The 12,790-nt window shown below is 65.1% G+C and carries 10 protein-coding genes; 3 read left to right on the top strand and 7 right to left on the bottom strand.

Features of this window, described 5'->3' with window-relative positions; translation table 11 throughout:
- Positions 1–52: 52 nt before the first annotated feature.
- From chvE to ACIBW7_RS28105, 5 genes are all read right to left on the bottom strand, one after another.
- On the bottom strand, positions 53–1,147 hold the full coding sequence (gene chvE / locus ACIBW7_RS28125) for a multiple monosaccharide ABC transporter substrate-binding protein (protein WP_040698588.1): 1,095 nt from the start codon (positions 1,145–1,147) through the stop codon (positions 53–55).
- 16 nt (positions 1,148–1,163) lie between these two features.
- A complete protein-coding gene (locus ACIBW7_RS28120) occupies positions 1,164–2,558 on the bottom strand; it encodes an L-fucose/L-arabinose isomerase family protein (protein ID WP_397051328.1) in 1,395 nt (464 codons plus the stop codon).
- Positions 2,559–2,590: 32 nt separating this feature from the next.
- The gene (locus tag ACIBW7_RS28115; protein ID WP_397051326.1) at positions 2,591–3,256 is read right to left on the bottom strand and encodes an L-ribulose-5-phosphate 4-epimerase; all 666 of its coding nucleotides are present in this window, start codon (positions 3,254–3,256) and stop codon (positions 2,591–2,593) included.
- Positions 3,253–4,923 (bottom strand): ribulokinase, encoded by a 1,671-nt coding sequence (araB, locus tag ACIBW7_RS28110; protein WP_397051324.1) that lies wholly within the window; start codon positions 4,921–4,923, stop codon positions 3,253–3,255. The genes ACIBW7_RS28115 and araB overlap by 4 nt, the downstream gene beginning before the upstream one ends.
- A gap of 784 nt (positions 4,924–5,707) precedes the next feature.
- A complete protein-coding gene (locus ACIBW7_RS28105) occupies positions 5,708–6,550 on the bottom strand; it encodes an alpha/beta fold hydrolase (RefSeq protein WP_397051322.1) in 843 nt (280 codons plus the stop codon).
- Positions 6,551–6,642: 92 nt separating this feature from the next.
- Here ACIBW7_RS28105 and ACIBW7_RS28100 point away from each other — a divergent pair, with 92 nt between their 5' ends.
- On the top strand, positions 6,643–7,266 hold the full coding sequence (locus ACIBW7_RS28100; protein WP_397051320.1) for a TetR/AcrR family transcriptional regulator: 624 nt from the start codon (positions 6,643–6,645) through the stop codon (positions 7,264–7,266).
- Positions 7,267–7,583: 317 nt separating this feature from the next.
- On the opposite strand, the gene ACIBW7_RS28095 is transcribed toward ACIBW7_RS28100, so the two are convergent.
- Both ACIBW7_RS28095 and ACIBW7_RS28090 read right to left on the bottom strand, forming a co-directional pair.
- Positions 7,584–9,059 carry a glyceraldehyde-3-phosphate dehydrogenase gene (locus ACIBW7_RS28095; protein ID WP_397051318.1) on the bottom strand — a complete coding sequence of 492 codons (1,476 nt, stop codon included), beginning with the start codon at positions 9,057–9,059 and terminating at the stop codon, positions 7,584–7,586.
- A gap of 350 nt (positions 9,060–9,409) precedes the next feature.
- Positions 9,410–10,018, bottom strand: coding sequence for a TetR/AcrR family transcriptional regulator (locus tag ACIBW7_RS28090; RefSeq protein WP_397051316.1), 609 nt, complete (start codon positions 10,016–10,018; stop codon positions 9,410–9,412).
- A gap of 72 nt (positions 10,019–10,090) precedes the next feature.
- Between ACIBW7_RS28090 and ACIBW7_RS28085 the strand changes: the two genes are divergently transcribed.
- Together ACIBW7_RS28085 and ACIBW7_RS28080 are read left to right on the top strand one after the other, a co-directional pair.
- A complete protein-coding gene (locus ACIBW7_RS28085) occupies positions 10,091–10,672 on the top strand; it encodes a TIGR03086 family metal-binding protein (RefSeq protein ID WP_397051314.1) in 582 nt (193 codons plus the stop codon).
- A 293-nt stretch (positions 10,673–10,965) separates the two neighbouring features.
- Complete coding sequence (locus tag ACIBW7_RS28080; RefSeq protein ID WP_397051312.1) at positions 10,966–12,771, top strand: serine/threonine-protein kinase PknD; 1,806 nt, start codon at positions 10,966–10,968, stop codon at positions 12,769–12,771.
- The last annotated feature ends 19 nt before the right edge of the window (positions 12,772–12,790 follow it).

Here is a 12,790-nt window from a genome sequence, read left to right as displayed (position 1 = left end):
CTGCCTCCTGCGGGCCCTGACTCGGCCATGCTGGGCAGCCCCTTCTTGGTTGTCAGGCGAAGTCGCGCTCGGAGTAGTAGCCGGAGTCGATCAGCACCTTCCGGTAGTTGTCCTTATCGACCGAGACCGGCTGCAGCAGATACGACGGCACCTTCTTGGCGCCGTTGTCGTAGGAGGTGGTGTCATTGGTTTCCGGGGTGCCGCTGGTCAAGATCGCATTGACCATCTGCACGGCGCGTTTGGCGAGATCACGGGTGTCCTTGAAGACGGTCATGGTCTGCTCGCCCGCGATGATCGACTTCACCGACGCCTTCTCGGCATCCTGACCGGTGACGACCGGCATCTTCTTATCGCCCCTGCCGTACCCGACCGCCTTGAGGGCCGAGACGATGCCGATACTGAGGCCGTCGTAGGGGGACAGCACGGCATCGATATTCGTGGTGGAGTAGTTGGCGCTGAGCAGGTTCTCCATCCGCGACTGGGCGGTGGCGCCGTCCCAGCGCAGCGTGGTCACCTGGTCGATGGCGGTCTGCCCGGAGCGGACCACCAGCTTGCCGGAGTCGAGATAGGGCCGGATCACCGACATGGCGCCGTTGAAGAAGTAGTAGGTGTTGTTGTCGTCGGGGGAGCCGGCGAACAGTTCGATCGAGAACGGACCCTTGCCGTCCCGCAGTCCGAGCCGGTCCACGATGTAATTCGCTTCCAGCACACCGACTTTGAAGTTGTCGAATGTTGCGTAATAGTCGACATTCGCGGTGTCGCGGATGAGCCGGTCGTAGGCGATCACCGCGATCTTGTTCGTCTTGGCCTGCTGCAATACGCCGGTGAGCGATTTGTTGTCGATCGCCGCGATCACCAGTGCCTTGACGCCCCGGGTGATCATGTTCTCGATCTGCGAAACCTGCGTTTCGATGACGTCTTCGGCGTACTGCAGATCGGTGTCGTAGCCGAGGTCCTTGAACTGCTTGACGATATTGTTGCCGTCGGCGACCCAGCGTTCGGAGGATTTCGTCGGCATGGCGATGCCGATCATGCCGCCGGCCGCGGATGAATTCCCGCTGTCCTCAACGGAACACGCGGCGGCGGCCAACAGCGCGGCGACACCGGCGGCGCCGGCGAAGAGTCCGCGTCGGTTGATAGTGGGCATGGGCACAACTCCTTGACTAGACCTGGACGAACTCGATGCCGGCGAGCTGACAGAAGACCTGCCAGTCGGCGGCGTGGTGGCCGATATTCATGACCTGGTGATGCGGCCCGCCCGCGGTGAGCCAGCCGTCCATGCAGGCCCGTACGCCGCTCGCGGGGCGGAACTGGCCGTAGGGCATCTCCAGTGCGGGCAGTTCCTGGCTGTCGAGCACGGTGCCCTCGGCGACCACCAGCCGGAACTTTTCGCCGCCGAGCGAAACCAGACAGGCCAGCGTCGCGGGCCCCGGCCGGTAGCGGAACAGGAAGGTCGGCGGTTCGTCGAGCTTGCCGATGCCGAGTTCGCGCCGGATCAGCCGGACCGGCTCATCGGTGCGTGCGATCCGCCAATTCCCTTCGCCCATATGGCTCATCAGGATCGAGTCGGAGGGGAAGTCCATCGCATACATTTCGGTGAAATGGCCGTCGCCGATCAGCTGGTGACCCGCGTAGACCATGGCGGCGGCCATCGCATCACCTTCGGCGCCATAGCCGTAGCCCTTGGCCATCAGACTCGATGCCGCGGCCAGTGGCAGCCGCTGGAATCGGCCGTCCTCGCCGATCGCGTCGAAATGTGTCGAGTACGCACCGTAGCCGCGGTCGGTGAGAATGCGTTCGATAGCGATCTGCATCCGGGCGTGGTCTTCGCGTTCCGCACCGGTCAGTGCCGGATCGATCGCGAATTCCCGGTCCTCCCAAGCCATCAGCGCCGCCACGTCGTCATCGGTCACCGCTTGGCTGCCGCGGTAGAGGTCGCCGGGCGCGACGAAGCTGATCTCCGGCCCGAGCGCCCGCAACAGCGCGTTCTCGTCGACACGGATATCACCCATATCGTTCATGGCATAGCCGAATACGCCGACCTTCAGCGATCGCCATGCGGTGACGGCTCGCGCGGCTCGCGCCCAACGGTCGACGCGCACAGCGAATTCCGGGCTTTTCCAGTCGTCGGTGACGACCGTGAACGGACGGTCGGCGCGGACCATCGCATTGGCGGTGTCCTGGGCTCCATGGATGCCTTGGTTGTAGGTCATATCCGCCATATCCCAGGCGGGGGTTACGGCCGGCTCGGGCTGAATATTGGCCAGTAGCACCGGAAGTCGGTTCTCGTTGAACAATCGGGCCACGCGCATCGCCGGGCCGTAGGTGAGCATCACCACCATGACGCCGTCGAGATCGGCATTGACGAATTCGCGCATTACCGCCTCGGCGTCACGCCGGTCCTTGACGGGGCGGCCGACGGTCCAGTCGGCGAGATCGGCGAGTTGTTCGGCGATATCGTGGGCGTAGCGGTCCTGGCGTTCGGCGATGCCCGGGATCATGTCGTCGTAGAGGGCCTGCATGATGCCGAGTAGGCCGATGCGTGGTTTCGGGTTCATCGAGGACGTACTCCTTTGTCGGCGGCCGGAATTCAGTGCTGGCCGTATACGTTCTGGTAGCGGTCGTGCAGGCTGTCCACATCGGCCTGCGCGAGGGGGACCGGTTCACCGAGCTGACGTGCGATATGCACGGTGCGAGCCACGTCCTCGCACATGACGGCCGCCTTGACCGCGGCGCGGGCGTCGCGCCCGACCGCGAAGACGCCGTGATTGCGCATCAGGACGGCGGGGGAGCGGTGGCCCGACAGCGTCGCGACCACACCCCGGCCGATATCGTCGTTGCCGATGAGCGCGAAGGGGCCGACCGGAATTTCGCCGCCGAACTCATCGGCCATCGCGGTCAGCGCACACGGAATCGGTTCCGCGCGTGCGGCCCACGCGCTCGCATAGGTCGAATGGGTGTGCACCACACCACCCACCTCGGGCATCGCCCGGTAGATATAGGCGTGCGCGGCGGTATCGCTGGACGGTGCCAGATCACCCTCGACCAGCTTGCCGTCGAAATCGCAGATCACCATCGAATTCGGGGTGAGTTCGTCATAGGACACCCCGCTCGGCTTGATGACCAGCAGCTGCTCGCCGGGTATCCGGGCGGAGACATTGCCCGCGGTCCACACCACCAGACCCCAGCGCAGCAGTTCTCGATGCAGATCGACGAGCTGCTCACGCAGGCCGGTAATGACGTTTCGCTCACTCATGCGGTGGCGACTTCCCTTCGTGCGTCGTTGCGGATGCGCCGAAGCCGGTGCAACGCCTCGGTGCCGCCGCGGCCGAAATGGTCGTGTAGGGCTTGGTATTCGGCGTAGATGGCGTCGTAGGCGGCGGCGCGGTCGGGATCGGGGAGGTAGGCGTTGCGATGCACCCGGCCCATCGCCTTGGCGGCGGCACGGACATCCGGGTAGGCCCCGGCGGCGACTGCGGCATGGATGGCCGAGCCGAGCGCCGGGCCCTGATCCGAGCCGATGATCGACAGCGGTAACCGCGTCACATCGGCATAGATCTGCATCAGCAACGAGTTCTTCAGCAGGCCGCCGGCAATCACGAGTTCGCGAACGGGAACGCCCGCGGCATCGAAGGTTTCGATGATGGTGCGAGTGCCGAAGGCGGTGGCCTCCAGCAATGCGCGATAGATGTCCTCGGGTTTCGTCGCAAGGGTGAGGCCGACCACGATCCCGGACAGATCGTGGTCGACGAGCACCGAGCGGTTTCCGCTGTGCCAGTCCAGCGCGACCAGGCCGTGTTCACCGACCCGCTGTCGCTGCGCCAACTCACTCAAATATGCGTGGGCGTCCATGCCGCGCGCCGCGGCCTCGGTGTGATAGCGCCCGGGCAGCGACGAGTCGACGAACCAAGCGAAGATATCGCCGACCCCACTCTGCCCCGCCTCGTATCCCCAACTGCCACTGACGATTCCGCCATCCACCACCCCGCACATGCCAGGCACCTCGGCGAGGTGATCGCTGTTCATGACATGGCAGGTGGAAGTGCCCATCACCGCGAGCAGCTGCCCATTCTCGACAGCCTGTGCGGCGGGCGCGGTGACGTGCGCGTCGACATTGCCCACCGCGACCGCGATCCCGGGCCGCAGCCCTGTCCATCCCGCTGCCCGCTCGGTCAGGCCGCCGGCACGACCCCCGAGCGGGGACAGCGGGTGGACCAGCTTGCCGACGGCGAAGTCGGCGAAGTCGGGATTCAGCGCGGCGAGATAATCGCTGCTCGGCCAGCTACCGTCCTGGTGAATTCCCTTGTAACCAGCCGTACAGACATTGCGTGTCTCCGTGCCGCACAGCTGCCGAACGATCCAGTCCGCCGCTTCGATGAAGCGCTCGGTCCGGTCGTAGATCTCCGGATCCTCTTCCAACATCTGCAGCGCCTTGGCGAACTCCCATTCCGCCGAAATCTTGCCGCCATACCTGTTGATCCACGGCTCGGCCCGCTCGTGGGCGAGCGTGTTGATCCGATCCGCTTGCGCTTGTGCCGCATGGTGTTTCCACAACTTCGGATAGGCATGCGGGCGCCCGGCGAACTCCGGCACCCGACACAACGGCGTCCCGTCAGCAAGCGTGGGCAACACCGTGCACGCGGTGAAATCCGTAGCGATCCCAACGACATCAGCCGGGTCGACCCCCGAGTCCGCCAGCGCCTCCGGCACCGCCATCCGCAAGACATCGAGGTAATCCTCAGGATCCTGCAACGCCCAATCCGGCGGCAGCTCAACGCCCGTCACAGGCAGGACGCGATCGATGACCCCATGCCGGTATTCGCTTACCGCACTACCGAACTCAGCCCCATCCCGCACCCTGACAACAAGTGCCCGCCCGGACAACGTGCCGAAGTCGACACCGACCACATACTCGTCCGCCACTGTGACGCTCCTAACAATGTTAACGCAAACATTGTTAGCGCGAACATTTGCCCCGTGTCAAGGAGTCGTGGGTTTCGTGCGTTGTGATCGCTCACGTTGAGGCGTGTCTGCGACAACCATTCTTTGGCGATGAAGCACTCGCCGAGGCCGCTGCCCCCGGATTCCCTCCGCGCGGCCGGTGGTGATCGACGAGGTCGGCTACATGGCGCGTATCGATCAGCCAGACCAGTGGCTCGCAGCGGTCCGTGAATTCCTGAGCTGACCGCAACTGGCATGCCCATTGTTTTCGGCATCGTGCCAGCGGACGGTGCCGACCTTGCGGGCTGGGCAGGTCCGTCATTTGTTCGGGCGCAGAGGAATTCGACCCCGAGCGCTGGTATGTAAACCTCATCGAGTCGGTCCGCCTCGAGGTTTCGGCCGAAGTGCGGCTCTGCGCCACAATGTTTCGGTCTACGACACCGCCTACCTGGCCATCGCGGTCATGCACGACGCTCCGCTCGTCACCTTCGATGCCCGTCTCGCCCAAGCGGCTGAACAAACGGGTCCAACGTCCGTGTGGCCCTACTCTGACCCCGCAGTACGGTGTATGGACGAGGTCGGCCATCGCGGAAAACCGCAATGGCCGAACAGGTTTCGGCTGAAGATGTGGCTGTGCGGACTACCGCGCGTCCGCCCGCCGAGGCACGTCGCCTGATGCCTGCCTCCGCATCAACCGATCGTCTCGCCGTAAGTCCTCCGGCGGGTCACCGTGCGGTCCACCGTGACCCGCCCGCGGAGGCGGTGTTCAGGAGCGGACGAAGCGCAGCAGTGCCTCGTTGACCTCCGCGGCGTGAGTCCACAGGAGACCGTGTGGGGCTCCGTCGACCTCGACGTAATCGGCCTCCGGGAAGGCTTCGTGGAAGGGGCGTCCGGTCGCGTCGATCGGCAGGATGTTGTCCTTGGTGCCGTGCAGGATGAGCGCGGGCTTGCCCGAGGCGCGGACCGCGGCGACGTCGTCGCGGAAGTCCTCGATCCAGGAGGAGACGACCGCGTAGGCCGCTACCGGCGCCGAGACGGTCGCGGTGTTCCAGCTGGCGGTGACGGCCTGCTGGCTGATCCTGCTGCCGAGCGTCTCGCCGAGGTTGTAGAAATCCTCGTAGAACTTGGTGAACCAGGCGTACCGGTCGGCGCGGGCGGCCTCGGCGATGCCGTCGAAGACCTCCTGCGGTACACCGGTCGGGTTGTCGTCGCGACGCACCAGGAACGGTTCCAGTGAGGCGAGGAAGGCGAGCTTGGCGACACGCTCGTGCCCGTACCTGTTGACGTAGCGGGCGAGTTCGCCGGTGCCCATGGAGAAGCCGACGAGGATCACCTCGCGCAGGTCCAGCGTCTCCAGCAGCGTGTTGAGGTCGGCGGCGAAGGTGTCGTAGTCGTATCCGGTGCCGACCTTGCTCGACTGCCCGAAGCCGCGGCGGTCGTAGGTGATGACGCGGTAGCCGGCGGCGATCAGCTCGCGGGACTGCCGCTCCCAGCTGTGGCCGTCGAGTGGGTAGCCGTGGATGAGCACGATCGGCTGACCGGTCCCGTGGTCTTCGTAGTAGAGCTCGATCGGTGTGCTGTTCTCGGTTCCGACGGTGATGGTAGCCATTGCCACACTCCTGAGATCAGATTGAGAACGGTCGTTCTCTGGACTGTGCACTACAGTAGAGAACGCACGTTCTCAGCGCAAGGGGAATGACGATGATCGACGACACAGCAGCTCGCGAGCAGGTGTTGGAAGCGGCCGACAGACTCTTCTATGCGCGCGGAGTCCAGTCCGTGGGCATGGACGCGGTTCGAAGCGATGCAGGGATATCCCTGAAACGGATCTACTCGCTGTTCCCCTCCAAGGACGACCTGATCGTCGCTGTTCTGCACCGCCGCAGGGCCCAATGGAACGCCGGCATCGCCGCCAGTGCCGAGAACGCGGCCACCGCACGTGAGAAAGTCCTATCCGTCTTCGACTTCCTCGACGTCTGGTTCCGCCGACCGGACTTCCACGGCTGTGCCTTCATCAATATTTTCGGTGAACTGAGCGCCGGCTCGCCGAACGTCACTCGCGCCGTGCGCGAACAGAAGGACGGCTTCCAGCGATATCTCGTCCAACTGGTCCACGACGCCGGCGCCCCCGAAGTGGTCGCGGCACAGATCGCGATCCTCGTCGAAGGAGCCCAGACGACTGCCGCTATCGCAGGGCACCCCGACGCCGCTGCCCACGCCCGCGCCGCCGCGGCAACCCTTCTCGACGCCGCCTGTGGCGCTGCCAGACCGCCTGGATCCGACCCCGTCTCAGCTATCGAGCCTGCGCCCCGCCGTTGCAGCTGATCACGCCTCGGCTGACGGGTCGGGCGTCTTTCCCATGTCGTCGAATCCAGGGATACGAACGCCCACGGCGACACTTGCGGCAGAGCCTTGTGCTGACCAAGCCGAGTGAAGACCAGTGAACCGTCGAAGGGTTCGGGCCGCCTTACGGTCGCGGCATGGCGACGACGGGCAAGCCCTTGCCCACCGCTTCTACTGGCAACCTGAATGGCAGTGTTGCCGAGATACCGGCCGCTCACGTGGCGAGTGAGTTGCCGGTGATCGGTCTCGGAAAACCCTGATGGCCGACCAGGTTTCGGCCGAACGCGTGGTTGTTCGGACTACCGCGCGGCGGCCGTGGGAACGGCGGTGCGATCCGGTGCGCCCAGCTGCGGGTAGGTCGGGTACTCGATGCCCGAGATGTACTGCACAGTGCGCACAACCTGGCACGAATAGCCGAATTCGTTGTCGTACCAGAGGTACAGGATCGCGGTGTCGCCGTCGACGATGGTGGCATTGGCGTCGACGATGGACGCCGCGCGGGAGCCGATGAAATCGCTCGAGACCACATCGGTGGCCGCGGTGTAGTCGAGGTTGCGGCTCAGCGGTCCGGACAGCGATACCTGGCGCAGGTACTCGAGCACTTCGCTCTTCGTGACCTCGCGCTCGAGCTGCAGATTCAGGATCGCGACCGAAACATCCGGCGTGGGAACGCGAATCGAGTTGCCGGTGATTTTGGCCTTGAAGTCCGGCATTGCCTTCGCGACCGCGGATGCGGCGCCGGTTTCGGTGAGCACGAGGTTGAACGGCGCGGAGCGGCCGCGACGGTCGGCCTTGTGGTAGTTGTCCAGCAGGTTCTGGTCGTTGGTGAACGAATGCACCGTCTCCACGTGACCGCGGACGATGCCGTACTCGTCATCCATCGCCTTGAGTGGCGGCACGATCGCATTGGTGGTGCACGAAGCGCACGAGTAGATCTGCTCGGACAGATCGAGGTCGCGGTGGTTGACGCCGTGCACGATATTCGGGACGTCGCCCTTGCCGGGCGCGGTGAGCACGACCTTCGCGATGCCGGGCTGGATGTGCTGCGACAGGCCCTGACGGTCGCGCCACTTGCCGGTGTTGTCGATCAGGATCGCCTCGTTGATCCCGAACTCGGTGTAGTCGATCGTCGTCGGATCATCGCTGTAGATGAACTTGATGACGTTGCCGTTGGCGATGATCGTGTTGTTCTCTGCGTCGACCTTGATCGTTCCGTTGAACTGCCCGTGCACCGAATCCCGCCGCAGCAGCGACGCCCGCTTGGCCAGATCGCCCTCGCCGCCCTTGCGCACCACCACGGCCCGCAGGTTCAGCCCATTGCCGGACCCGACCTTCTCGATGAGCAGACGAGCGACCAGACGACCGATCCGACCGAAGCCGTACAGCACCACGTCCCGCGGCCCCTGCGGCTCGGCCTTGTTGCCATCGGTGACATCGGCGAGCACCGCGGCGGTGAACTCCGGAATCGACAGCCCGCGATCGTCGGTGCGATAGGCCATCACCAATCGGCCGAGGTCGATCTTGCACGGCCCCAGATCCAACGCGCTGAGCACTTCGAGAAACGGCAAGGTCTCCTCGATCGACAGTTCCTCACCCTCGATCTGCCGCGCGAACCGGTGCGTCCGCAGAATGCTGATCACCGACTTGTTCACCAGCGACCGGCTGTGCAGGAGGATGGTCACCCCCTTCTCGCGGTACAGCCTGCCAATGATCGGAATCATCGCCTCCGCCGAAGCCTCGTGAGCGTTCCAGCGGTCAAGATGGTCGTTCGTCAACACAAGCCCCTCGGCGTTCCTCGATCTGTACAACGATCGATGCTATCCAGGGCCGCACCATCACAAGGCCCGGCTACCCCCTTGTGAGGTCGCGTCGCAGGCGCCGAGACCGTTGGCCGTGGGCTGCCGCGCGGGCGCGCTAGCGACCTGAAATCGGAACTAGTGCCAAGGTGTCCAAGAAACGTTCTCAACACCCACCTCCGGTGAGAGCGGGTGTTGGGCGCGGTCTGGCCCGTGTCACGTCCGACGGCCGATGCGCACATCGGTCAGTGTGTTCGTCGGCGGGGCGTTCGAGCCGTGAAGATGCTCGGAGTAGCGGCTGGGGTTCCCGTCCGTGGGGGATGTCGAAACTACGGTGAGGGAGGCAGTCCGGCCGCGTTGCGCATGGCCGCGCGGCCGCGTTGGGCGGCGGATTCGTCGTCGAGCAGCTGGATTTCCTGGTTGACCGCCATGGAGATGCCGATGAGTACGGTGGCGATTTCCTCGGCGGGGCGATGTGAAGCGGACGTTTCGTCTTGTGCCGCAGCGATTTCGGCGGTCAGGAAGGCGCGCCAGTCGGCAACGACGTCACGCAGCCGGTCCCGCAACATTCCGGGCCGCCCATCGAGTTCGGTCGATGCCGCAGTGACGAAACACCCTCCGGGAAAAGGACATTCGGCCAGGTAATCGATCCAGGCATCGATCAGTCGTACCAGGCGGGCCGCACCGGGAGCCATCGCCGTCAGTGGGGTGAGAACTGCTGTCCGAAAGATTTGGCCGGCCCGGTCCAGTGCGGCGTTCTGCAGGTTTTCGCGAGATCCGAAGGGGCCGATGACACCCGCCTTGCTCATTACGAGCCGGTCGGCGAGCGGCCCGATTGTGAGACCTTCCAAACCGATGCACGACGCCTCCTCGACCGCGGCCTGCACGATTCGATCCCGGGTGCGAGCCGCCTCGGCGAATGAGCTGCGTGGAGACATCAACCCATCATAGCGTCCGATCGTTCGCTATATTTATAGCGAACGATCGGACGCTAATGAGAGAGTGTGTCAATGAGTGATCTGCTACGACTCGACGCGACGGCCTTGGCGCTGATCGCACATGATGTGGCCACTGTTTCCGATACAGACCTGGACGCCCCGACTCCGTGCGCGGGCTGGACCGTCGCGGACCTCATGAGTCACATGAACGAACGCCACGAGGCTGTTATCGCGTCGGTGTTCGCACCGATCGACGACCACGCCGACGATCCCCGCGACGATTTCGCGCGTACAGCGGCCCGGTGGGTGGTCGCGATGGAACAGACCGGCGATGTCGTGAACCTGCCGCAGCGCGGCCCGCTGGCGACTGACACAGTGCTGTCGGTCCATGTCGTCGACATGCTCGTGCACCGCTGGGACCTGTCTCGTGCGTTGTGCCGCCCCTGCCCGGTCCCCGAGCGTCTCACCGCCCTCGCATTGCCGATTGCTCAGTCGATTACCGCGCCGGGCAGTGCGCTCAACGGCCCGGATGGCGTCTACCGGCCGCCGGTGGAGCCGGACCGACCGCTGCCCGTACTGGACGTCATCGCAGCCCTTCTCGGCCGTGATCCCCACTGGGAGCCCCAACGGAATACCGCCGACGGCCGGAAATAGCGCGCTCCACCGGTTAAGGGGAATCGGAGCTGCCCTCGAGGCAACCGTCAGGCGAGCGCGGATCCGATCCCGCTACGACGGCCCACGGGACATCCTCGGACCGGTGGCGGTGCAGTGCTCGGCCGCGTACTTGCTGGCACGAGCATGGCTGAGAGTTCGCGCGCCACAATAGCGCCGACTCTCGACTGTCTGGCCTGGCTGAATCAGCTAGTGTGGGGCTATCGGCTCCCGGGCGGGGGCTGGAATGTAAGCAAGTGCACCGTTTGCCAGTGGGGTAGTCACGGGACGGCACAATGGATGACACATCAGTCGGTGGCGGGGACGCCACTTGGGGGCCAGCGGAGGCGTTCGGACGCTATCGGCTTCTGTTGCTGCTGGGTCAGGGCGGCATGGGCCAGGTGTGGCGGGCGGATGATTCGCTGACCAACCGGGTAGTGGCGCTCAAGGTGTTGCCCGAGCGCTTCGCCGAGGACGAGCAACTGCGTGAGCGATTCCGCCGGGAGTGCCACGCGGTGGCGCAGTTGACCGAGCCGCATGTGATCCCCATCCACGACTTCGGCGACATCGACGGTCGGCTCTATCTGAATATGCGCTTGATCGAGGGCACCGACCTGCGCAAGGTGATCACGCGAGAAGGGGCCTTGTCGCCGCAGCGGGCAGTGGCGATCATCGGACAGGTGGCCGGCGCGCTGCAGGCGGCCCACGACGCGGGGCTGGTCCACCGCGATGTCAAACCCTCCAACATCCTGCTAGGGGCAAATGAGTTCGCCTACCTGATCGACTTCGGGATCGCCCACGCCGCCGACGACCGTACGCTGACCACGATCGGCGAGACCATCGGCACCCTCGCCTACATGGCGCCGGAGGAGATCAGCGCGGAGGCCAAGGCCGATGCCCGAGTGGACGTGTACGCGTTGGCGTGCGTGCTGTACGAGTGCCTGACCGGCCAGCCGCCGTTTACGAGCACATTGGGGGTGCAGGGTGTGATCGCCCATCACCTGTACACCCCGCCCCCGCGTCCCAGCGCCACTACGCCCGATGTACCGACTGCGTTCGATGCGGTCATCGCCAAGGGAATGGCCAAAAACCCCGACAATCGTTACCAGACCGTGCGCGAGCTGGCCGCGGCGGCCTCCGCCGCGGTTGGCGATTCCGCGGTCAGCACCACCGGGGGCGTGGCTGCGCGCCACAGGCGGCGAATCAGATTGTCGCCCAAGACCGCCGGGCTGCTCGCCGCCGCCGCGGTCGTGGTTGCGGTGGTGGCCGCCGTAGCTGTCGTCATCGGTGTCCGACCGGAATCAGGCGGCGGTGGCAACTCGCCCACGACTATCGCCTCGGCCTACTCGTCACAGATTTCGCTGCCGTTCACCGGTGTCAGCCTGCCCACCGGTGTGTCGGTCGACACTGCGGGCAACGTGTATGTCACCGACATGGGTAACGATCGGGTGGTGAAATTGGCGGCGGGCGCGTCGACGCCGACCCCCCTGCCGTTCACCGGATTGAAGAATCCTCAGGGTGTGGCGGTCGACACGGCGGGGAACATATTCGTCACCGACACCAGCAACGATCGGGTGGTGATGTTGGCGGCGGGCGCGTCGACGCCGACCCCGCTGCCGTTCACCGGATTGAAGAGTCCCGAGGGTGTGGCGGTCGACATGTCGGGAGACGTATACGTCGCCGACCAGGGTAATAATCGGGTGATGAGGTTGGCGCCGGGCGCGTCGGCACCGACGACGCTGCCGTTCACGGAGCTCCAGAATCCCCACGGTGTGGCGGTCGACACGGCGGGCAACGTATACGTCACCGAATTGGGTACCGAGCGGGTGATGAGGTTGGCGGCTGGCGCGTCGGCACCGACGACGCTGCCGTTCAGCGGGCTCAAAGATCCCCAGGGTGTGGCGGTCGACACGGCGGGAGACGTGTTCGTCGTCGACTGGGATAACAAATGGGTGGTGATGCTGGCGGCGGGCGCGTCGACGCCGACCCCGCTGCCGTTCACCGGCCTGAAGAATCCCCAGGATGTGGCGGTCGACATGGCGGGCAACGTATACGTCACCGACCTGGGCTCCGATCCAGTGGTGAAACTCCCGGTCGGCTGAACCGCCCACGCCGCGAGCT

It is taken from the genome of Nocardia sp. NPDC049526, from assembly GCF_044465765.1.
In the GTDB taxonomy this organism is placed as follows: domain Bacteria; phylum Actinomycetota; class Actinomycetes; order Mycobacteriales; family Mycobacteriaceae; genus Nocardia.
The sequence above is the reverse complement of the archived record's forward strand: the minus strand, read 5'-3'. Positions and strand labels throughout refer to the sequence as shown.